Genomic DNA, 21751 nt, shown 5'->3' on the forward strand with positions numbered 1-21751 from the left:
CTTAAATCGGGGTTCTACTCGGGAACGGGTGCACATTATCGTGAAGATCCGTCAGGGCATCACGCTTACCCGTCCACTTAATCGTGATGGGCTTCTCGCCATAAAGCGGCAACGTGTACCTGCCGTATGAAATTGTCGACAGATCGATCCTGGAGCCGGTTTGAGCACCGTCACATTTCGGCGTCCCCCGCGCCGGGTTGGCCCGCAGCTGCCCGAGGGCGAACTGACCCTCCAGGAACCGCCCTCCCTCCCCGAACCACAGGGCGCCATGAGCGGCATCGTCACCTACCTGCCGATGGCCCTGAGTTCACTCGGCATGGTGCTGGTGTTCATCCGGCCCGGCGAGGGCAACGGCGTGCTGATGTGGGTGGCGATCGGCATGATGTCGGTCTCGGCCGTCGGCATGCTGGTGGCCCAGTTCCTCCGTGCCGCCGGGGACCGCAAGCGCAAGCTGCGCGCCGAGCGCCGCGACTACCTGCGCTACCTCGCGACGAGCCGGCGCCGCATCCGGCAGACCGTCGCGCAGCAGCGGCGCGCACAGGAGTGGCGTCATCCGCGCCCGGACGCGCTCTGGTCGGTGGCCCGCACCGGGCGGCTGTGGGAACGGCGCACCACCCACGACGACTTCGGCGAGGTGCGCCTCGGCACCGGCGAGCAGCAGCTCGCGCTGCGGCTCAACCCGCTGTCCACCAAGCCCATCGAGGACCTCGAACCGCTCTCCGCGCACGCGCTGCGCCGCTTCATCCACACCTATTCGGCCGTCCCCGACCAGCCGGTGGCCGTCCGACTGCGGTCGTTCGCACGGGTGTTGTGCACCGCGAAGGAGGACCACCGGGAGACCTCGCGGGCGGCCGTGCGCGCGCTGCTCGGCCAACTCGCCGTGGCGCACGCCCCGGAGGACCTGTCGATCGCCGTCGTCGCCGACGGCGAGGCACAGCCCGCCTGGGCGTGGACGAAGTGGCTGCCGCACGCCCAGCACCAGGCCGACGTCGACGGTGCCGGCTCGGCCCGGCTCATCGCCGAGACCGTGTCCGAGCTGGAGCCGCTGCTGGGCGAGGAGTTCGCCGCCCGCCCGCCGTTCGAGGCAGGTGCCGAGCCCAGCCGTGACGAGCCGTTCACGGTGGTCGTCCTGGACACCGCCGCCGTCCCCCTGGGGGCCCGGCTCGCCGAGTCCGGCTACCGCAACACCGTGGTCATCGACGTACGGGGCACGCTGGAGGGTGCCTGCCCGCCGCGCGGCACGCTGCGGCTGCGGATCGAACCGGACGCGCTGGTGCTGCTCGCCACGGCGGCGGACGGCAAGCCAACGGAGACCGCCCTCGGCGGCCCGGACGCCCTCGGCCCGCACGCCGCCCGCGCCCTGGCCACCGCCCTGGCCCCCTACCGGCTGGGCGCCGCGGCCCGCGCCGAGCGCCCGTTGCAGGAGGACATGGAGCTGACGGACCTGCTCGGCATCCGCGACCTGCACGCCGCCGAGACCTCCGAGCTGCACCGGCCCCGGAGCGCGGGCGAGCGGATGCGGGTGCCGATCGGCGTGGGCGCGGACGGCACCCACATCCATCTGGACCTCAAGGAGTCGGCGCAGGGCGGCATGGGCCCGCACGGCATGCTGATCGGCGCCACCGGCTCCGGCAAGTCCGAGCTGCTGCGCACCCTCGTCCTCGCCCTGGCGCTCACCCACTCCTCGGAGACACTGAACTTCGTCCTCACCGACTTCAAGGGCGGCGCCACCTTCCTCGACCTGGACCGGCTGCCGCACACCTCCGCCGTCATCACCAACCTCGCCGACGAGGCGGCGCTGGTGGAGCGCATGAAGGACGCCCTGCACGGCGAGTTGATACGCCGTCAGGAGCTGCTGCGCACGGCCGGGAACTACTCGTCCGTGCGCGAGTACGAGGAGGCCCGCGCGAAGGGCGCCGATCTCGCCCCGCTGCCGACCCTGTTCGTCGTCGTCGACGAGTTCAGCGAACTGCTCGCCGCGCACCGCGACTTCCTCGACCTGTTCGTGATGATCGGACGGCTCGGCCGCTCGCTCTCCGTGCATCTGCTGCTCGCCTCGCAGCGCCTCGACGAGGGCCGCATCCACCAGTTGGAGGGCCATCTCTCCTACCGGATCGCGCTGCGCACCTTCTCCGCCATGGAGAGCCGCGGTGTGCTCGGTGTCCCGGACGCCTACGAGCTGCCGCCGCAGCCGGGCAGCGGCCTGCTGAAGAACGACGTCGGTGCCCTCACCCGCTTCAAGGCCGCCTACGTGTCCGGCACGTACCGGGTGGCGCGCCCGGCGGTCCGCCAGGCGGTGGTGGCCGGGCAGGTGGTGCCGTTCGAGGCGGGCTGGGTGCCGCCCCGGGTCCTGCCCACCGCCGAGCCCGAAGGCGAGTCCGGTGAGCAGGAGGAGCAGACGTCCGGGCCCAGCCTGCTCGCCCTCGCCGTCGGCAAACTGGAGAACTCCGGGCCGCCCGCCCACCAGGTGTGGCTGGCACCGCTGGGCGAGCCCCCGACGCTCGATCTGCTGCTGCCGCCGCCGGGCGCGCCCGGCGGGACGTTCCTCACCGTCCCCGTCGGCGTCATCGACCGTCCCTTCGACCAGCGCCGCGACGAACTCGTCGCCGATCTGTCGGGCGCCGGCGGTCACATCGGCATCGCCGGTGGCCCGCAGTCCGGCAAGTCGACACTGGTGCGCACCCTGATCACCGCGCTCGCCCTCACGCACACGCCGCGCGACGTGCAGTTCTACTGCCTGGACTTCGGCGGCGGAACGCTCACCTCGCTCGCCGGGCTGCCGCACGTCGGCGGGGTCACCGGGCGGCTCGACCCGGAGCGGATGGCCCGTACGATCGCCGAGGTCACGGGCGTCATCACCCACCGGGAGCTGCTGTTCGCCGAGCGGGGCGTGGAGTCCATGGCCGACTTCCGGCGCCGCCGCGCCGCCGGGGAGTTCCCGGACGAGGCACACGGCGACGTGTTCCTCGTCGTGGACGGCTGGAACACCATTCGCCAGGACTTCATGGACCTGGCCCCCACCTTCAACCTCATAGCCTCCCGGGGCCTCAACTTCGGTGTGCACCTGATCGTCGCCTCCGGCCGCTGGATGGAGATCACCTCCGCGCTGCGCGACCAGTTGGGCACCCGCTTCGAGCTGCGCCTCGGCGACCCCGTCGACTCGATGATCAACATGCGGGCGGCGGCCACCGTCCCGGGCGTCCCCGGACGCGGTCTCACCGCCGAGAAACTGCACTTCCTCACCGCCCTGCCCCGCACCGACGGCGACCCGCGCGCCGACACCCTCGCCGAGGGCGTGTCCGCGCTGGTCCGGGAGGTCGCCGCCGGGTGGGACGGGCCAGGCGCGCCCCCCGTGCGGATGCTGCCGACGCGGCTCCCGGCCTCCGAACTCCCCGCAGCGGACGGCGACTTGCGCGTACCGCTCGGTCTGGAGGACCAACAGCTCGACGTCTTCCGCCACGACTTCGAGGAGCACCCGCACCTGGTGGTCGTCGGCGATGTCGAGACCGGCAAGACCAATCTGCTCGCCCACCTCGCCGACGGCATCCGCGCCCGCTACGGACCCGACGAGGCACGCATCCTGCTCGTCGACTACCGGCGGGGCCTGTCCGAGGCCGTTTCCGACACGCACCGGCTCGGCTACGCCACCGGCTCGGCCCTGCTCGGCCAGATGATCGAAGGGGTGGCACGGGCGATGAAGGAACGCGTCCCCGGCCCGGACGTCGCCCCGGCCCGGCTGAAGCTGCGTGACTGGTGGAGCGGGCCGCGGCTCTTCATCCTCGTCGACGACCACGAGTTGGTCTCCACCGGCGGGATGGGCAGCCCCGACCCCTTCGCCCGGCTCCACGAATTCCTGGCCCAGGCCGACGAGATCGGGCTGCACGTCGTCGTGGCCCGCAGCGCCAACGGATCGGGGCGGGCGATGATGTCCGACCAGTTGCTGCGTCGCATGGTGGAGGCGAACACGCCGGTGCTGCTGATGAGTTGCCCACCCAGCGAGGGCCAGGTGGTGCCCGGGACGAAGCCACGTATCCTGCCCGCGGGACGGGGGCTGTACATCACCCGCCGCCGCACCGTGCAGATCCAGACCGCACACCGGGCCTGACGGTCCCGCCGCCCCGGCCGCCTCCGCAACCACCTGTGGTGGGGCGCCGGCCGGGCGGCGAGGGCAACCCCCCGCGCGACGCAGAGAGGAACCGCATGGCCCGTCAGACCACGCTCACCGACCCCTACCAGGGCATCGCGCCCGCTTTGGCCGCCACCCGGCCGGGCGGTGTGATCCGGCTGCGCCCCGGCCGCTACGACGAGGCGCTGGTCTTCACCAAGATGGTCACCGTCGTCGCCGACGATCCCGACGACCCGCCCGAGATAGCCCCGCGCGCGGGCAGCGCCGTGCAGGTCGTCGCCGAGGCCGTCAAGCTCTCCGGCCTGATCCTGCGCGGCACCGACGAGGACGCCCCCGCCGTCGACGTGCCCCGCGGCCAGGCCGCCCTGGAGAACTGCCGGGTGCACGCCCTCTCCTGGACGGCCCTGCTCTCCCGCGAGCGCGGCTCGCTCGCCATGCGCGACTGCGTCGTCAGCAACCCGGAGGGCGCCGGGTTCGTCGACCTCTCGCCCGAGACCAGCGTCGTGGAGGACTGCGTCTTCGAGGACCTCGGCAGCTCCGGCCTGGTGCTGGGCGAGACCGCCGCCACCGCCGTGCGCAACTGCACGGTCCGCGACGCCCGCGGCAACGGTCTGCTCGCCAACGGCAGCGCGGCGGGCACCGTCGAACGCCTCACCGTGCGGGGCACCCCCAAGCCCGGCGTCGCCCTGGAGGAACAGGCCTCCACCCGTCTCACCGACGTGCTCACCGACTCCTGCACCATCGGCTTCCACATCTCCTCGACCGGCTGGCCCCGGCTCGTCGGCTGCCGCGCCGAGGGCAGCGTCACGCACGGTGTGCTGCTGTCCGCCTCCGCCGCTCCCGAGCTCTCCGACGTACAGGTGAACGGCGCGCGGGGCCACGGCATCCTCGCCATCGACACCGCCCGCGGCACCGTCACCGACTGCCTGGTCTCACACTCCACCGCGGCCGGGATCGCCGTCCGCAACGCGGCCGCGCCCACGATCCAGCGCACCCTGGTCAAGGACGGCGGGGCCGAGGGCATCCTCCTGGACGCCGACAGCGCGCCCCGCGTCGACCGGGTGACGGTGCATCGGACCGGCGGTCACGGCATCGTCCTGGCGGGCGGCAACCGGGCCGCGCTGCGCGACATCGAGGTCGTCGAGGCCGGCGGGCACGGCCTGCACATACGGGACGACGCCCGCGGCCGGTTCGAGAAGACCACCGTCACGGACCCGGGCCAGTGCGGCATTCGCGTGGACACCGCGAGCCCCGCGCTCCAGGACATCGCCGTACGGGGCAGCCGCGCCGCCGGGATCGCCGCCGCCGGGAAGGGCACCGTGGAGCTGGTCGGCGTGCTCGTCGAAGACTCCGCCGCGGAGGGTGTCACCGTCCTCGACGACGCCGAACTGACCGCCGTCCACACCCGCGTGCTGCGCAGCGGCGGCCACGGCGTGCTCGTCGGCAGCGGCGCCGCCGCCCAGCTGACGGAGTGCGAGATCGCCGACGGCCGCGCGGACGGCGTCCGGATCGCCACCGAACGGCCGGTCCGCGTCACCGGCTGCACCGTCACCCGCAACGCGGGCGCCGGTGTCCGGCAGACCGTCTCCCACGGCAGCCTCGCCGCCGAGGACCTGACCAGCGAGGACAACACCGAACCCGACACCCTCGGGGACCGCACCGACGGCGCCCCGACCGCCGGGACCGACGGCGACGGACCCGGGCGGCTCTCCGGGCCGCTCGCCCAACTCGACGGTCTGGTCGGGCTCGCCACCGTCAAGGAGCAGGTCACCACCCTCGTCAACCTCAACAAGGTGACCCGGCGCCGCCGCGAGATGGGACTGCCCGTCCCGGCCGCCTCCCGCCACCTGGTGTTCGCCGGGCCGCCCGGCACCGGCAAGACCACCGTGGCGCGCCTGTACGGCTCGATCCTCGCCACGCTCGGCGTGCTGCGCTCCGGGCACCTGGTGGAGGTGGCCCGCGCCGACCTCGTCGCACGGATCGTCGGCGGCACCGCCATCAAGACCACCGAGGTCTTCGAACAGGCCCTCGGCGGCGTCCTGTTCATCGACGAGGCCTACACCCTCACCGCGGACGGCGGCAGCGGCCCCGACTTCGGCAGGGAAGCGGTGGACACCCTGGTCAAGCTGATGGAGGACCACCGGGAGGACGTCGTCGTCATCGCGGCCGGGTACTCGCGCGAGATGCGGAGGTTCCTGGACTCCAACCCCGGCCTCGCCTCCCGCTTCAGCCGCACCCTGGAGTTCGAGAACTACTCGTCGCAGGAGCTCGTCACCATCGTGCGGCGGCAGTGCGAGCAGAACCGCTTCACGCTGCGCGAGGACACCGAGCAGGCGCTGATCCATCACTTCACGCAGATGCCCAGGGACGAGTCCTTCGGCAACGCCCGCACCGCCCGCAAGGTCTTCGAGGAGATGCTGGACCGCCAGGCGTTCCGCCTCGCCGAGTCCCCGAACGCCACCGAGGAGGAGCTGACGGTCCTGGTGCCGACGGACGTCGGTGAGGACGCCGCCCGCACCGTCGCGGGCGCGTCCGGTCCCGGCGACCGCCTCGCCGAGGTGCTCGCCGAACTCGACGCGCTGATCGGGCTCGACGGCGCCAAGGCGCAGGTCCGCGACCTGGTCAATCTGTTGTCGGCGACCCGCCGCCGCCTGGCCGCGGGGCTGCCCGCCCCGGCCATCGCCCACCACCTGGTCTTCACCGGCCCGCCGGGCACCGGCAAGACGTCGGTGGCGCGGCTGTACGGCGCGTTGCTGGGCGCGATGGGCGTGCTGCCGCGCGGTCAGCTCGTGGAGGTGGCGCGCGCCGATCTCGTCGGGCGCTACGTCGGCCACACCGCCCAGCTGACCAAGGCGAAGTTCGCCGAGGCGCGCGGCGGCGTGCTGTTCATCGACGAGGCCTACACCCTCACCCCGGAGGGCGGCGCGGGCTCCGACTTCGGCAGGGAAGCGGTGGACACCCTGCTGAAGCTGATGGAGGACCACCGGGACGACACGGCCGTGGTGGTGGCGGGCTACGAGGGCGAGATGGAGCGGTTCCTGACCTCCAACCCGGGCCTCGCCTCCCGCTTCGGACGCACCGTCGACTTCGCCTCGTACGACGACGGCGAGCTGGTGGAGATCGTCCGGCGGCAGAGCCACCGGGACGGCTACACGTGCCCGCCCGAGACGTTGGAGGCGCTGCGCCGCCACTTCGCCGGGGTCCACCGCGGTCCGGGCTTCGGCAACGGCCGCTACGCCCGCACCGTGCTGGAAGGGATGATGACCCGCCAGGCGGGCCGTCTCGCGTCCGTCCCTGAGGCGGACACGGACCAGTTGCGCCTGCTGCTCCCCGAGGACGTGATGGCATGACGGAGTTCGTCAGGCGGACGCAGGAGCGCCCGCCGCGGTGCAGCGTGTGCATGCAGGAGTGGGACCCGAAGTGCCCGCGCGGGGTGCGGGACGAGGCACCCCGGGCAGCGAACGCGCCGCAACCGGCCCCGGCGCCCGCGCACACGGCCCGCCCGGCACGCACCGAGCAGTCGGCGGCCGAAGCGCCGGGTGACCGCGTGAACGCTCCGGGTACGCCGGGCGCGACGGGGCGGCCGGGGATCTCGGACGGCCCGCGCGTCCCCGCCGGGCGGTTCGGCGCCGGCCGGGAACGCGGGCTCTCCCCGTCCGTGCCGACGCCCGCGGTGCCCTCGGCGACGGACGGCTCAACGCCCCCCGGCCGCCCCGGAACGGCCACCGGAGCGGCGGCGCGCTCCCGCACGCCCGAGCGCACCCCCGTCCGGGACCCGCGCCGCCCTCGCACCAGCGGCTCGGCGGGTGCGCAGTCCGCCTGGCAGTCGCGCACCACGCCTCGCGCGGCACCGGGCGAACCCGCCGTGCCCCCGCGGTCCGACGCGTCCGGCCGTCCACGCACCACCACGTCCGCACCGTCCCCTCGCCATCCCCGGGACACCACATCCACCACCGAGACCCCGACGACGGACGAGGCCACACCCCGATGACCCTCGCGCCCCGCGACCGGCACCCGATCCCCCGCGGCCCGCGCCCCGGGCAGTGCCCGGCGACCCTGCCGTGCCCGGTCCCCGCCGCCCAGCCACCCACCCACCACCACGGCCTCCATGCGATCCCCCGCGTCCCCGCCCCGGCGTGGCCGATGCGCGAAGGCGGCCGCCGATGATCCCCGTCGCGCGCCACGGCGGTCGGCGCCGTCCCGCGCGGTCGGGCCGACATGCCGCCGCGGTCGCTCTCGCCCTCCTCGCCGCGACGGCCCCGCTCTTCGCCGCGTCCCCCGCGGCGGCCGACTCCGGCCTGCCCCGCATCCCCACCGCCCCACCCCGGAACGGCGGGTGCGTCAAGCCGTCCGCCCAGCACCCGGCCGCTGTTCCCTGGCCCCAGCAGTACATCGCCCCTTCACGCGCCTGGGACACCACCCGTGGCGCGGGCGTCACCGTCGCCGTCGTCGACACCGGCGTGGACGCGTCGCACAGCCCCGCCCTCGCGGGCCGCGTCACCCCCGCCGCCTCCGACGCCGGCACCGACTGCATCGGTCACGGCACCTTCGTCGCGGGTCTGATCGCCGCGGCGCAGCAGCCCGGAACGGGGTTCGCCGGGGTCGCCCCCGAGGCCCGGATCCTCGCGGTCAGGGCCACCGCCACGGACGGCACCGCCACCGCGAGCAGCGTCGCCGCCGGGATCGGCGCGGCGTCCGCCCGGCACGCCCGGATCATCGACGTCCCGATCGCCCTCGCCAAGGGCAGCGCCGAACTGACCGCGGCCGTCCGCGAGGCCACCGGCCGCGGCGCGCTGGTGATCGCCCCGGCCTACGCGTCGGCCACCGGTGGCACGGACGGCCCGGCTCCGTCCGCCTACCCCGCCGCGCTCCCGGGCGTACTGTCCGTCGCCGCGCTCGGGCCGGGCGGCATCCCGGACCGGAAATCGGCTCCCCGCACGGCCCCCGACCTGGCCGCGCCGGGCGACGCCGTGTTGAGCGTCGGCCCGAACGGCACGGGCAAGTTCACGGGTGACGGGGCCGAGGTGGCCACCGCGTTCGTCGCCGGCAGCGCCGCGCTCGCGGCCTCCGCACACCCGGATCTGACACCCTCTCAGCTGTCCGCACGGCTCGTCTCGACGGCGTACCACTCCCCCGCCGACAAGGCGCTGGTCGGGGCGGGCACGGTGGACCCCGCGGCAGCCGTCACCGCACCGGTCGCCGCCTCCGGCACCCGCCGCGCGGCACCGCGGCAGGAGCCGTTGCGCCTGCCGTCCCCGCAGACACACTCGGGCCGCTCCAGGGCGGTCACGATCACCGCCGCCGCCGGGGCGGCCGTCCTCGTGACCGCCTTCGCCGCGTTCGCCCTCCCCCGCGCCCGCCGCCGCGGCTGGCGTCCGGGCGACACGACGGATCCGGCGGGCCACCGGTCGTCTCGGGCAGGGGACCGGTCCAGGTACTGACGGATGCCCCGAGGGCGACGACGGGGTGTGACGTCAGGCTCTAGTCCAGGTACTGGCACGTGCCCCGCGGGGTGTACGCACCATGCCCCGCCCGCCCCTTGAACTCCCGCCCCTCGACGACCACTTCACCCCGCGACAGCACCGTCTCCACCCGGCCCGTGACCCGCTTGCCCTCGTACGCCGAGTAGTCGACGTTCATGTGGTGCGTCTCGGCCGAGATCGTCTGCTCGGCCGCCGGGTCGTAGATCACCACATCCGCGTCCGCACCCGGCGCGATCGTGCCCTTGCGGCCGTACAGGCCGAACATCCGGGCCGGGGACGCGCACGCGATCTCGATCCAGCGGCGGCGCGTGATGCGGCCCTCCACCACGCCCTGGTGGAGGAGGTCCATGCGGTTCTCCACGCCCGGCATCCCGTTCGGGATCTTGGAGAAGTCGCCGCGGCCCAGCTCCTTCTGCCCGGTGAAGCAGAACGGGCAGTGGTCCGTCGAGACGACCTGAAGGTCGTTCGTGCGCAGGCCGCGCCAGAGCACCTCCTGGTGCTCCTTGGGGCGAAGTGGCGTACTGCAGACGTACTTCGCGCCCTCGAAGTCGGGCTCGGCGAGGTTGTCCGTCGACAGGAACAGGTACTGCGGACACGTCTCGCCGAACACCGCCAGGCCCTCGTCGCGCGCCCGCGCGATCTCGGTCACCGCTTCCGTCGCCGAGACGTGCACGACGTACACCGGCGCTCCGGCCACCTGCGCCAGCTTGATCACACGGTGCGTCGCCTCGGCCTCGAGCAGGGCCTTGCGGACCTCCCCGTGGTAGCGCGGGTCGGTCTCACCGCGCTCCAGGGCCTGTTGGACCAGCACGTCGATCGCGATGCCGTTCTCCGCGTGCATCATGATCAGGCCGCCGTTGGCGGCACCCTTCTGCATCGCGCGCAGGATCTTCCCGTCGTCGCTGTAGAAGACCCCCGGATACGCGGTGAACAGCTTGAACGAGGAGATCCCTTCTCCGACGAGATGGTCCATCTCCTTCAGGGACGACTCGTTCACGTCCGACATGATCATGTGGAAGCCGTAGTCGATCGCGCACTGCCCGTCGGCCTTCGCGTACCACGCGTCCAGCCCTTCACGCAGTGACTGGCCGACCGACTGAACCGCGAAGTCGACGATGGTCGTCGTGCCGCCCCAGGCCGCCGCCCGCGTCCCCGTCTCGAACGTGTCCGACGCGAAGGTGCCGCCGAACGGCAGCTCCATGTGCGTGTGCGCGTCGACCCCGCCCGGGATCACGTACTTGCCGGTCGCGTCCAGCACCCGGTCCGCCGACCAGTGCTGCGTGCCGGGGGCCGCGAGCGCCGCGATGCGGCCGTCCTCGATCAGTACGTCGGCGTGGAGTTCCTCGGCGGCCGTGATCACCAGACCGCCCGTAATCAGTGTGCGGGTCATTCCTCGCGCCTCCCTGCGCTCTCCAACTCTCTTTCCCCAACACCCCGTTGCGGGTCGGACCGTGCCCCAGGGGCTCGTGCTCAGGGGCGGGTCAGGGGCTCGTACGCCTGCGGGGCACGGTCCCGGTAGAACTGCCAGCGGTCGCGGACCTCGCGCAGTTTCGCCAGGTCGAGGTCGCGGACGACGAGTTCGGGCGCCTTGTCGTCGGCGACCTCACCCACGAACTGCCCCTCGGGGTCGACGAAGTAGGACGTGCCGTAGAAGTCGTTGTCGCCGTGTTCCTCGACGCCGACGCGGTTGATGGCGCCGACGAAGTACTCGTTGGCGACGGCCGCGGCCGGCTGCTCCAGCTGCCACAGGTAGCGGGACAGGCCCCGCGACGTGGCGGACGGGTTGAAGACGATCTGCGCGCCTTCGAGGCCGAGCGCGCGCCAGCCTTCGGGGAAGTGCCGGTCGTAGCAGATGTAGACGCCGATCTTGCCGACGGCGGTGTCGAAGACGGGCCAGCCGCTGTTGCCCGGGCGGAAGTAGAACTTCTCCCAGAAGCCCTTCACCTGCGGGATGTGGGTCTTGCGGTACTTGCCGAGGTAGCTGCCGTCGGCGTCGATCACGGCGGCCGTGTTGTAGAGGACGCCGGGCTGCTCCTCCTCGTACATGGGCAGGACGAGGACGATGCCGTGTTCGCGGGCCAGCTCCTGGAAGCGGCGGACGATCGGGCCGTCGGGGATGCTTTCCGCGTACTCGTAGAACTTCGGGTCCTGGACCTGGCAGAAGTACGGGCCGTAGAACAGCTCCTGGAAGCACAGGACTTGGGCGCCCTGTGCGGCGGCGTCACGAACGGCCTGTTCGTGCACCTTGATCATGGATTCCTTGTCGCCGGTCCATGCGGTCTGGAAGATCGCGGCGCGGATCACGGGGCTCATCGGGACCTCCGGCTGAGAGAGAGCTGCTGAGAGCTGCGCGGTGTGTCCACGACGATAGGAAGGGTGGCCGCGGCGGCCGAGTCGCACCGTGTCACGCCCTTGGCCCGCTGCCGTTCCACGGTGTCACGTCCCGCTCTGCGCGTCGTGCGCGAGCAGTGCGATGTGGACGGACGCGGCCTGCTCGAAGTCGTCGAGGTCGACGCCGAGCCGGTCCTCGATGGACTCGAGGCGCCGGTAGAGGGCGGGGCGGCTCATGTGGTGGAGCTGTGCGGTACGGGACTTGTTGCGGCCGGTGGCGAGGTACGTCCGCAGCACGGGCAGCAGCCCGTCGTCCCCGGCCTCCCTGCTCAAAAGTCCGTCCAACTCCCTTTCCGCGAAGGCCTGTACGCGCGGGTCGTCCCTCATCAGGCGCATCAGGCCGCGCAGCCGTACGTCGCCGAGGCGGACCACGGCGGGCAGGCCCGGCGGCGCCCCCGCGACGGCCTCGGCGACGTGCAGGGCCTCGCGGAGCGCCTCGGGCACGTCGTCGAGGGCGGCGCGTGCGGGGCCCGCGGCGACGACGGACGACGCGCCGGTCTCGGCGCGCAGGCGGGTCGCGAAGTGGGCGGTGAGCGGCTCGGCGGCCTGGTCGTGGGCGAGGCTGAGGAGTACGGCGGTGGCCCGCTCGGCGAGTTCGGCGACGAGGCCGTGCAGGCCCAACAGGCGCAGGAGGCGCTCCAGTTGGCCGGGGTCGCCGTCGCGCACGACGAGGGGGACGAAGGTGCGCCGGTTCACCGGCAGGCCTGCGGCCCGGGCCCGGGGCAGCAGTTGGCGCGCGGGGACGACGCCGGACAGCAGGTCGCTGAGCAGGCAGCGGGCGGACTGCTCCGCCCAGTTGGCGGTGGGGCCCGCGAGCATGCGGTGCAGCACGAGCGCCTCGGCGGCGCGGTCGGCGAGCAGGCGCCCGGACGCCCCGTCGCCGCGGTAGCCGCAGAGCACGACGGAGCCCCAGCGCTCGCCCCGGCCGCCGACCTCGGCCCTGATCCACCCTTCGCCGTCGACTCCTCCCGGTTGTCTGGCGATCCGGCCCCAGTCCCGCAGGACGTCGTCGACCGCGGGCCGCTCCCCCGCCGTGGCGAGGACGCGGTGCGCGAGGTTGGTGACGACGACCGGGCAGGCGCTGTGGGCGGCGATCTCGTCGAGCAGGCTCTGCAGCGGGGCGCCCGCGGTGATGAGTCCGGTGAGCGCGGTACGGATGCCCTCGGAGAGGCTGACGGCGGCGAACTTCCGGCGTACGAGCCGGGATTGGACCTCTTCGGTCAGCTCGGCGAAGGGGAACGGGCGGTGCAGGACCACCATCGGAAGGCCGTACCGCTCGGCGGCGCGGCGCATCCCGTCCGGCGGGGACGGGAAGGCGCGGCCGAGACCGAGCACGAGGGCGGCGGCCTCGGCCCGGTGCAGGGACCTGATGTATTCGGTCTGGGTGCGTACGTCACCGGCGAGCAGGACGCCGGTGGTCAGGATCATCTCGCCGCCGCTGAGCATGACGCCGACGTCGGCGGCCTCGGCGACGTGCACCCACCGGACGGGCCGGTCGAGGTGGTCGGCGGCGGCGACCACCTCCGGTTCACCGGCCGCGATGCGTTCCAGGGCCAGTATCTGCCGTACGGACAGGCCGTGTTCGAGGGTGGGTGCCGTCGTCATGGAGCCTCCCTCGCCGCTACGAGGCGTCCCGCAGTGCCCGGTCCAGGATCGCCGCCCCCTCTTCCGCCTCCGCGACCGTCAGCGACAGCGGCGGTGCGATGCGCAGTGCGCTGGAGTCGTGGCCGCCGCCCTTGCCGATCAGCAGGCCGCTGCGGCGGCAGGACTCGATGATCTGCGCGGCGCTCGGGCCCGCGTCGGTCAGTTCGACGCCGATCATCAGTCCCCGGCCGCGCACTTCCCGTACGCCGGGCAGGCCGGCCGTGACGGCCCGCAGGCGCTCGATGAGGAGGCCGCCGACCCGGCGCGCGTTGCCCTGGAGGTCGTGTTCCAGGAGGTACGCGAGGTTGGCGAGGCCCGCGGCCATGGTGACCGGGGAGCCGCCGAAGGTCGAAATGGAGTTGCTGTCCAGGCAGTTCATGACCTCGGCGCGGGCCACGACCCCGCCGATCGACATGCCGTTGCCGATGCCCTTGGCGAAGGTGAGGATGTCCGGCGGGCCCGACTGCCCGTGCGCCTGCCAGCCCCAGAAGTGGTCGCCGGTGCGGCCCCAGCCGGTCTGCACCTCGTCCGAGATCCACAGGATGCCGTGTTCCTGCAGGACTTCGCGGAAGCGCGCGTACAGCCCGTCGGGCGGCGAGGTGAACCCGCCGACGCCCTGCACCGGTTCGGCGATGAGCGCGGCGACGCCGCCGCGGGTCTGTCCGAGCATGTCGCGCAGGTCCGCCACGCACGCGTCGGTGAACTCGGCGTCGGACAGGTGGGCGTACGGACCGCGACCGCGGACGCCTCCATGGACGTACAGCGTCTGCAGCGGTGACAGGCTCGTCGGGGACCAGCCGCTGTTGCCGGTGATGCCGACCGTCGTGAAGGAGCGGCCGTGGTAGCTGTTGCGCATCGCCAGGATCTGGTTCGAGCGGCGGTACGACGTGGCGAGCAGCAGGGCCGTGTCGTTGGCCTCGGTGCCGGACGTGGTGAAGAAGACGCGGGCGTCCGGGATGCCGGACAACTGGGCGACGCGCTCGGCGAGTTCGACCATCGGCCGGTTCAGGTAGAGCGTCGAGGAGTGGATGATGCGGCTCGCCTGCTCGCTGACCGCCTTGGTGACCTCGGGCAGTGCGTGCGCGGTCATCGTGGTGAGGATGCCGCCGAAGAAGTCGAGGTACTTGTTGCCGTCGGCGTCCCACACGTGGCGGCCCTCGCCGTGGGTGAGTTCGATGGGGCGGTCGTAGTACAGGGCCAGCCAGTCCGGCAGGACGGCGCGGTGGCGGGCGTGCAGATCGGGGTTCATCACGGGTGCGGGGGTCCCTTCGTCGTCGGATCGGCGAGCGGCTCGAACGGGGCGGAGTGCGGGGACGTCGGGCGTGTCAGGACGTCGGGCGTGTCAGGGCCGGACGAGTCCCTCGTACGCGTCGGGGCGGCGGTCGCGGTAGAACGCCCACTGCCGGCGCACCTCGTCGATGAGCCCGAAGTCCAGGTCGCGGACGAGGAGTTCCTCGGTCTTGTCGCTCGCCGCGTCGCCGACGAGCTGTCCGCGCGGGTCGGCGAAGTACGACGTGCCGTAGAAGTCGTTGTCGCCGTAACTCTCGATGCCGACCCGGTTGATGGCCGCGACGAAGTACTCGTTGGCGACGGCCGCCGCGGGCTGCTCCAGCTGCCACAGGTACGCCGACAGGCCGCGGCTGGTGGCCGACGGGTTGTACACGAGCTGTGCGCCGTTCAGGCCCAACTGCCGCCAGCCTTCCGGGAAGTGGCGGTCGTAGCAGATGTAGACGCCGACCTTGCCGACGGCCGTGTCGAAGACGGGCCAGCCCAGGTTCCCCGGCTTGAAGTAGTACTTCTCCCAGAAGCCCTTCACCTGCGGGATGTGGTGCTTGCGGTACTTGCCGAGGTAGGTGCCGTCGGCGTCGATGACGGCCGCGGTGTTGAAGTAGAAGCCGGCCTGCTCGACTTCGAAGACGGGCACGACGATCACCAGGCCCGTCTCCCGGGCGAGTTGGCTCATCCGGGTCACGGTCGGACCGTCCGGCACCGGCTCGGCCCACCGATAGTGCTCGGGCTCCTGCACCTGGCAGAAGTAGGGCGCGTTGAAGACTTCCTGGAAGCCGATGATCCGCGCGCCCTGCCGGGCGGCCTCGCGGGCGTGCTCCTCGTGCTTGGCGATCATGGATTCGGTGTCGCCCGTCCAGGTGGCCTGGACGAGTGCGGCGCGTACGACAGGGGCCATGTGCCGCTCCTTTGCCTGATCCTCTACGCCCGTAGACCGAGTCGTAGAGGGACGAACGTAAGCCCACCCGGAAGGCTTGCCAAGACCATCGTCGTTAACCCGCTGGATCGATCTTGTTTCGCACCCGTGCGAGTGACCCGTCCGCGGCGCTTCTCCCGGGTCAGGCGGCGAAGCCCGCGACGCGCAGCGCGTGGACGACGTCCCAGTACCTCTCGTCGGAGACGGCCCGCGCCGCCTCGACGATCAGGGGGACGAGCAGCACGGGGTCGCTCTGCGCGCTGCGGGCCGCCTCCTCCGGCGTACGACTGCGCACGTACGCCGCCAGCAGGATGCGGGCCTCGCGGTGCCGCCCCTCGTCGTCGAGCCGGCCGACCGCCTCGCCGATCTCGCCCGGCGAGCGGCCCATGCCCTGGCGCAGGACCTGCTGCCCGTCGGCGGCGCGGCCCGCGGCGGTCAGCGCCTCGGCCGCGGCGACGAGCCCCTCCGGGGGCAGCGAGGCCACCTCCCACAGCAGAGTCGCCCAGTCGGCGGCGAGGCCGGCCCGCAGCAACTCCGTTGCCAGCAGGGGGAGTCGGGCCGCGGGCCAGTGTGCGGCGCCGACGAGGACGATGTGCGCCTCGCCGGTCCTGCCCTCGCGACGGAGCCGGAGCAGGGTGTCCACGGCCCGGGGCACCTCTTGACGCGCTTCGGGATCTTCGCGGACCGGGGCGCGCTGCGGAGCCGGGTCCGTACCGGCGAAGCGGGCGCCGCGGGGTGTGCCAACTCCCGCTTCGGGAGCGGACGTTGCCGGGAGGACGTCTTGGGTTTCGGGTTCGTCCTGGAGGATGCCGGCGAATCGGGCGCTGCCTCGGGGGCGGCGCTTGCGGGGCCCCCGGCCCTGCGGGCCCTCGCCCTCTCGACTGTCCGGTTGCTGCGTCGTGGGCGACTGAACGCCGCCTTGCGCCGGGCGCACGGTTCCCCGCGTCCCCAGGTTGCTCTTCCTTGCCCGGAGTTCTGCGATGCGGGCCGTCGCCCGCTCGTAGTCGTCGCGGGCCCAGGCCAGGTCGAGGCGGACGGCCTCCGACTCCTGCTGCGTGGTGGCCGCGTTCAGCCGCTGGGTCAGCTCCCGCTGGCGCTCGACCGCGTAGCGCTGCTCCGCGGCCATCACGCCCAGACGCTCGTTGATCACCTCGTCGCCCCCGGGCCGGGAGTCGTAGGCCCGCGTCGCGGCGTTCTGCAGCGCCCGCGCCCGTACGCCCTCCCGCTCGGCCCATTCGGGACCGAGGGTCGCGGAGGCGTCCTGGAGCAGGGATTCCACCACGTCCCAGGGCGGCACCTCGCGGCCGTCCAGGCAGGCCCGCATGCCCTCGGGGTCGCGCTGCCAGAAGACGCCGCACCAGCCTGCGCCCTGGTCGACCCGGGACAGGAGTTCGCGCAGGTGCCTCGCGAACTCCCCCACCTCATGCGGGAGTTGTTCCACGTCCGTCACGCTCCGGAAGGAAACACCCGGCGTGTTACGGAGCTGCTACGTCCTCTTTTCAGGCGGGCACCAGGGCGCAGTGCACGACCAGCTCGTCCATGGAGATGCCGAGCTCCCGGGCGACGGCGGCGATCGTGAAGAACGCCGGGGTCGGCGCCCGGCCCGTCTCGATCTTGCGCAGCGTCTCGACCGAGACGCCGGCACCCGCGGCCACCTCCGTCATGCTGCGGCCCTGCCGCGCCTCGCGCAGCAGCTGCCCGAGGCGCTCGCCGCGCTCGCGCTCTTCCGGAGTCAAGGGGGTTCGGACCATGCGCCCAGCCTACCCGAGATCCGATTTCTATACCGGATTCTCGTACCGGGTTCCTATACCGGATTCAAATACCGGTATAGTTATTGGCATGGTGGAACTCAAGACGGATACATCGATCGACGCGATGCGGGAGGCGGGCCGCGTGGTGGCACAGGCCCTGACCGCCGTACGCGACCACGCGGCCGTGGGCGTGAGCCTGCTCGAGCTCGACGCGGTGGCGCGCGAGGTGCTGCGCGACGCGGGCGCGGGCTCGCCCTTCCTCGGCTATCGGCCCTCCTTCGCACCGACCCCGTTCCCGGCGGTGATCTGCGCGTCCGTGAACGACGCGGTGGTGCACGGCATCCCGGACGCGTACCGGCTGCGCGACGGCGACCTCGTGTCGATCGACTGCGGGGCCCAACTGGACGGCTGGGCGGGCGACTCGGCGATCAGCTTCACGGTCGGCACCCCGCGCCCCGACGACGTACGACTGATCGAGACGGCCGAGCGGGCGCTGGCCGCGGGCATCGAGGCGGCCGTCGTCGGGAACCGGATCGGCGACATCGCGCACGCCATCGGCACGGTCTGCCGCGCCGCCGGTTACGGCATCCCGGAAGGCTTCGGCGGGCACGGCATCGGACGGCACATGCACGAGGACCCCGGGGTGCCGAACGAGGGGCGGCCCGGCCGCGGCATGCCGCTGCGCCACGGCATGGCCCTGGCCATCGAGCCGATGCTGATCGGCGGCGGCACGGACGGCTACCACGAGGCGCCGGACGGCTGGACGCTGCGCACGAACGACGGCTCCCGCGCCGCGCACGTGGAGCACTCCGTGGCGATCACGGACGCGGGGCCGCGGATTCTGACGGCGCTCTAGGGCCTGCGTCGAAAGTGGCTTCGTCCGCCCGGAGGGCGGGCCGGGCGGCGTCCGGGGATGCGCCCTGGGACCCCGGCCGGAGCCTGGAGGAGCGCCGGGTGTCCGGCAGACGCCCCGACCATCGCCGGGAGAGGCCCTTGGGTCCGCCCGGCGGCCGCCGGCCGACGGACCGGACGGACCTGGGCCCGGCCCCCGGATGGCCCGCTCGCGCATGCGCCTCCCGACTCCGGATGCTCCTCTTACGGAGAGTGGCCACCTCTCGGTGAACGGCCACGCTCCGTGAGAAAGGACCGGATGCCCGATGGCCGCACGTGCCGCACGGCCCCACCGCCGCCTTCTGCCCTGGCGTTCCACGACCGGCGTCGCGCTCGCCGTGGCAGCCGTCCTCGCGGCGCCGGGCAGCGCGCACCCCGCGACGCCGCTCGGCGCCGAGGTTCCCGACGGCGGCGACTGGGGCACGGTCCTCGCCGACGGCGGACCCCTGCAGGCCGACGCCTGGGTGGCACGGGTACGGGGACTCGGCGGCGTCGCGGACACCGCCTTGTTCGAGACGCACCACCCGGCGACCGCCAAGGCACCGCACGAGCAGGGCGGCGGCGACCGCCTCGCGGACCTGGCCCCCGGCGGCTTCGGGATCGGCGCGGGCTCCCTGCTGTTCAGCCGCGCGCTGGGCGACGCCCGCCCGGCCTCGCCCGCGAGCGAGCAGACCGTCAAGGCGCCGGGGTCCGCGTTCGCCGAGGCGGGCGGCGCCTCCGTCTCCGTGGGACTGCCCTACCTCGCCAACCCCACGGGCGGCGTCCAGCTCTCGCCCATCGGCGTCCACGTGGACGGCGTCACGGTCTCCGCGCTCGCCTCGCCCGGCAAGCCGGTGGCGTTCTCCGGCGGCGTCACCGGCGGGTACTTCTCGCTGGCCGGGGAGCCCGTCGTCACCGTGCCGAAGCTGTGGCCGACGAACTTCGGCGTCCGGCTCCCCGCCGACTACACCCGCCAGGCCATCGCCCTCGCCGTCACGAACGAGCAGGTCACCACGGACACCTCGGGCCGCCCCACGCGCGGCGCGGACGGCGGCTACAAGTTCGACCCGAAGGCGACCAGCGGCTATGTCAACGCCGTGCACGTCTCCCTGCTCGGCACCCAGGTCGCCGATGTCACCGTGGGCCACGCCGCCGTGCTGCGCAAGGCCTGACCTCTCCCCTCGTTTGCCTTCAACTCCCCCACCGCACAAGGAGATCCAGGCCATGAACCGATGGCGCAGCAGGAGTGCGCGCGGCGCGCTGACAGCAGCCGTCGCCACCCTGACGGCCCTGGCCGCGACCGCCCCCGCGCAGGCCCACATCACCCCCGGGCACGAGAGCGCCGAGCAGACCTGGGGCGCACGCGCCGCCACCGGGGCCGCGCAGGCGAACGCCTGGGTGGCCCGCATCAGCGGTATCCCCCGGCTGTCCGACGTCCCGCTCGGCGCGGCCCGCCACCCCGCGGCACCCGACGCGCCCGAGCTGCGCCGCACCGGCACCCGCACCCTCGGGCTCAGTGTCGACCGCCGCCCGGTCGGCAAGGTCTCCGCCCTGTTCGCCCGCACGATGGCCGATCAACTCCCTGGCGCCCAAGGCACGTTGAGCCCCGCCGCGACGGGCACCGCCTACGCCGACGCGGGCGGCGGCACGCTCGATCTGCGGATCCCGACCACCACGCCGGGCGGCGAGAACGACAAGCCCACGGTGATCGGCATCCACCTGGAGGGCCTGTCGACGTCGGCGCTCGCCAGGCCGGGCAAGCCCGTCGCGTTCACCACCGGGTTCACCTCGGGGGGCCTGTACGTCGGCGAGAAGAAGGTCGTGGACCTCGGCGAGCACGCGGGGCCCAACACGAAGGTGCAGATCCCGGGCCCCTCGCCGCGCTTCCCGCTCGCCGTCGCCACCGTCAACGAACAGGTCACCACCGACGCCAAGGGCGTGCCGGACAAGGTCAACCGGCCGGACGCGGAAGCGGGTTACGTCAATGCCGTGCACCTGACCGTCCTGGGCCCGGTCATCGTCGACGTGACGGTCGGGCACTCGGCGGTCATCGCGGGCGACGGCACCGAGCGCGCCGTGCAGAGCCGGAGCGCGGGCCGGGACGACGACTGCCCGCCCGATCCGTCCGTCTCCGGCGACGACATGGACGTGCGCGGCGCCCGGCTGCCGGGCGTCGGCTCGCCGCCCCCGTTCCCGCCGCCGGCCTGTGTGCCCACCCAGACCCTGGAGGACGGCAGCGTCGTCATCAAGGGCGAACACATCGACACCCACTGGTGGGTGGCCGATGTCTTCGACACCGCGTGGAAGTCCGCGTGGAGCGTCGCGGAGGGTGCCTTCAACTGGGCGATCCAGGGCGCGGCGGACGTCGGCAAGTGGATCTCCACATGGTTCTGACCGCGTACACCCCGCCAACTCCCCCTGCCAGAAAGGACCGTGCGCCGATGACATCCCGCCGCACCCCCGCCCGCACGGCCGGGGCCCTCGCCCTCGCCGCCTGCGCGGTCACGCTCACCTGCGCGCCCGTCGAAGCGGCCGCCTCCCCCGCCGGCACCGACAGCTGGGGCACCGTCCTCCAGACGGACTCCCCCGTGCAGGCCGACGCCTGGTCGGTGCGGATCAGCGGCCGCAGCGGCCTGCTCGTCTCGGGCGACACCCGGGCCCATTTCCCGGCGTTCGACGGGGCACCGAGCGGTCACGACGACCGCGACAAGGAAGCACGGCTCAGCTACAAGGCGCAGCCCATCGGCGTGCTCGACGAGCCGTACACCAGCACGGAGGCGACCGGCGCGAAGAAGGACGGTGTACGCGCCGAGACGACCTTCCACAGCATCGACCTGGCCTCCCCGTACCGTCCGGGCCCGCAGGGCGCGGCCCCGCACGGCGACGTCGGCATCGCGCTCGACAAGGTGCGCGTGGTCGCCGACTCGACGCCCGGCCACACGGTCCGCTTCACCACGAGCGTCGCCTCCGGCACGGTGTACGCGGGCGGGAAGGCGGTGCACCGGCTCGACGGCAAGAAGTGGCGCCCCAACACGGGCCTGCGTTTCCCGTCCGCCGAGAACGTCCCGCCGGTCCTGGTCGCCACCGTGAACGAGCAGATCACCACGGACGACCAGGGTCACCCCACGACCGACGCCACCGGCAGCAGCTACCGCTTCGACCCGTCGGCCACCAGCGGCTACGCCAACGCGCTGCACATGACGGTGCTCTCCCCCGAGGTCGCCGACTTCACCATCGGGCACGCGGCGGTGCTGCGCCGGCCGGACGCGGCGGGCTGACCGGG

At 73.2% G+C, this 21751-nt stretch carries 15 protein-coding genes; 8 read left to right on the forward strand and 7 right to left on the reverse strand.

Features of this window, described 5'->3' with window-relative positions; all coding sequences use genetic code 11:
* Positions 1 to 160 precede the first annotated feature (160 nt).
* The 4 genes from eccCa to ACIBUY_RS03200 all read left to right on the forward strand — a co-directional run bounded on the left by eccCa (position 161) and on the right by ACIBUY_RS03200 (position 9567).
* A complete protein-coding gene (eccCa, locus tag ACIBUY_RS03185; protein WP_399151551.1) occupies positions 161 to 4105 on the forward strand; it encodes a type VII secretion protein EccCa in 3945 nt (1314 codons plus the stop codon).
* Positions 4106 to 4200: 95 nt separating this feature from the next.
* Positions 4201 to 7476: a right-handed parallel beta-helix repeat-containing protein gene (locus tag ACIBUY_RS03190; RefSeq protein ID WP_399151552.1), complete on the forward strand. Its 3276-nt coding sequence runs from the start codon at positions 4201 to 4203 to the stop codon at positions 7474 to 7476.
* Positions 7473 to 8117: a hypothetical protein gene (locus ACIBUY_RS03195; RefSeq protein WP_365573924.1), complete on the forward strand. Its 645-nt coding sequence runs from the start codon at positions 7473 to 7475 to the stop codon at positions 8115 to 8117. Before ACIBUY_RS03190 ends, ACIBUY_RS03195 begins: the two co-directional genes overlap by 4 nt.
* A 172-nt stretch (positions 8118 to 8289) precedes the next feature.
* Entirely contained in the window at positions 8290 to 9567 is a 1278-nt protein-coding gene (locus ACIBUY_RS03200; protein WP_365573927.1) for a S8 family serine peptidase, read from the forward strand.
* Positions 9568 to 9607: 40 nt separating this feature from the next.
* Here the strand turns inward: ACIBUY_RS03200 and hydA are convergent, their stop codons facing one another.
* The 7 genes from hydA to ACIBUY_RS03235 form a co-directional block, all read right to left on the reverse strand.
* Positions 9608 to 10999, reverse strand: a complete 1392-nt coding sequence (gene hydA / locus ACIBUY_RS03205) for a dihydropyrimidinase (RefSeq protein ID WP_365573930.1) — start codon at positions 10997 to 10999, stop codon at positions 9608 to 9610.
* 80 nt (positions 11000 to 11079) lie between these two features.
* Positions 11080 to 11922 (reverse strand): nitrilase-related carbon-nitrogen hydrolase, encoded by an 843-nt coding sequence (locus ACIBUY_RS03210; protein WP_365573933.1) that lies wholly within the window; start codon positions 11920 to 11922, stop codon positions 11080 to 11082.
* Between the two features lie 123 nt (positions 11923 to 12045).
* Positions 12046 to 13605, reverse strand: coding sequence for a PucR family transcriptional regulator (locus ACIBUY_RS03215; protein ID WP_399151553.1), 1560 nt, complete (start codon positions 13603 to 13605; stop codon positions 12046 to 12048).
* 16 nt (positions 13606 to 13621) lie between these two features.
* On the reverse strand, positions 13622 to 14893 hold the full coding sequence (locus ACIBUY_RS03220) for an aspartate aminotransferase family protein (protein WP_365573953.1): 1272 nt from the start codon (positions 14891 to 14893) through the stop codon (positions 13622 to 13624).
* Positions 14894 to 14986: 93 nt separating this feature from the next.
* Positions 14987 to 15829 carry a nitrilase-related carbon-nitrogen hydrolase gene (locus ACIBUY_RS03225; protein WP_399151554.1) on the reverse strand — a complete coding sequence of 281 codons (843 nt, stop codon included), beginning with the start codon at positions 15827 to 15829 and terminating at the stop codon, positions 14987 to 14989.
* Between the two features lie 160 nt (positions 15830 to 15989).
* On the reverse strand, positions 15990 to 17297 hold the full coding sequence (locus ACIBUY_RS03230) for a hypothetical protein (RefSeq protein WP_399151555.1): 1308 nt from the start codon (positions 17295 to 17297) through the stop codon (positions 15990 to 15992).
* Positions 17298 to 17346: 49 nt separating this feature from the next.
* The gene (locus ACIBUY_RS03235) at positions 17347 to 17598 is read right to left on the reverse strand and encodes a helix-turn-helix transcriptional regulator (protein ID WP_365573944.1); all 252 of its coding nucleotides are present in this window, start codon (positions 17596 to 17598) and stop codon (positions 17347 to 17349) included.
* A gap of 88 nt (positions 17599 to 17686) precedes the next feature.
* Here ACIBUY_RS03235 and map point away from each other — a divergent pair, with 88 nt between their 5' ends.
* The 4 genes from map (at position 17687) to ACIBUY_RS03255 (ending at position 21746) form a co-directional block, all read left to right on the forward strand.
* Complete coding sequence (gene map / locus ACIBUY_RS03240) at positions 17687 to 18454, forward strand: type I methionyl aminopeptidase (protein WP_365573947.1); 768 nt, start codon at positions 17687 to 17689, stop codon at positions 18452 to 18454.
* Between the two features lie 301 nt (positions 18455 to 18755).
* Positions 18756 to 19640, forward strand: coding sequence for a hypothetical protein (locus tag ACIBUY_RS03245; protein WP_399151556.1), 885 nt, complete (start codon positions 18756 to 18758; stop codon positions 19638 to 19640).
* A gap of 52 nt (positions 19641 to 19692) precedes the next feature.
* Entirely contained in the window at positions 19693 to 20862 is a 1170-nt protein-coding gene (locus ACIBUY_RS03250) for a hypothetical protein (protein ID WP_399151557.1), read from the forward strand.
* 47 nt (positions 20863 to 20909) lie between these two features.
* The gene (locus ACIBUY_RS03255; RefSeq protein WP_399151558.1) at positions 20910 to 21746 is read left to right on the forward strand and encodes a hypothetical protein; all 837 of its coding nucleotides are present in this window, start codon (positions 20910 to 20912) and stop codon (positions 21744 to 21746) included.
* The last annotated feature ends 5 nt before the right edge of the window (positions 21747 to 21751 follow it).

It is taken from the genome of Streptomyces sp. NPDC050085, from assembly GCF_044460595.1.
GTDB lineage: Bacteria > Actinomycetota > Actinomycetes > Streptomycetales > Streptomycetaceae > Streptomyces.

Coding starts and splice junctions, on each gene's coding strand:
- ACIBUY_RS03190 (WP_399151552.1), top strand. CDS start 4,201: ATGGCCCGTCAGACCACGCTCACCGACCCCTACCAGGGCATCGCGCCC.
- ACIBUY_RS03195 (WP_365573924.1), top strand. CDS start 7,473: ATGACGGAGTTCGTCAGGCGGACGCAGGAGCGCCCGCCGCGGTGCAGC.
- ACIBUY_RS03200 (WP_365573927.1), top strand. CDS start 8,290: ATGATCCCCGTCGCGCGCCACGGCGGTCGGCGCCGTCCCGCGCGGTCG.
- hydA (WP_365573930.1), bottom strand. CDS start 10,999: ATGACCCGCACACTGATTACGGGCGGTCTGGTGATCACGGCCGCCGAG.
- ACIBUY_RS03210 (WP_365573933.1), bottom strand. CDS start 11,922: ATGAGCCCCGTGATCCGCGCCGCGATCTTCCAGACCGCATGGACCGGC.
- ACIBUY_RS03215 (WP_399151553.1), bottom strand. CDS start 13,605: ATGACGACGGCACCCACCCTCGAACACGGCCTGTCCGTACGGCAGATA.
- ACIBUY_RS03220 (WP_365573953.1), bottom strand. CDS start 14,893: ATGAACCCCGATCTGCACGCCCGCCACCGCGCCGTCCTGCCGGACTGG.
- ACIBUY_RS03225 (WP_399151554.1), bottom strand. CDS start 15,829: ATGGCCCCTGTCGTACGCGCCGCACTCGTCCAGGCCACCTGGACGGGC.
- ACIBUY_RS03235 (WP_365573944.1), bottom strand. CDS start 17,598: ATGGTCCGAACCCCCTTGACTCCGGAAGAGCGCGAGCGCGGCGAGCGC.
- map (WP_365573947.1), top strand. CDS start 17,687: ATGGTGGAACTCAAGACGGATACATCGATCGACGCGATGCGGGAGGCG.
- ACIBUY_RS03245 (WP_399151556.1), top strand. CDS start 18,756: ATGGCCGCACGTGCCGCACGGCCCCACCGCCGCCTTCTGCCCTGGCGT.
- ACIBUY_RS03250 (WP_399151557.1), top strand. CDS start 19,693: ATGAACCGATGGCGCAGCAGGAGTGCGCGCGGCGCGCTGACAGCAGCC.
- ACIBUY_RS03255 (WP_399151558.1), top strand. CDS start 20,910: ATGACATCCCGCCGCACCCCCGCCCGCACGGCCGGGGCCCTCGCCCTC.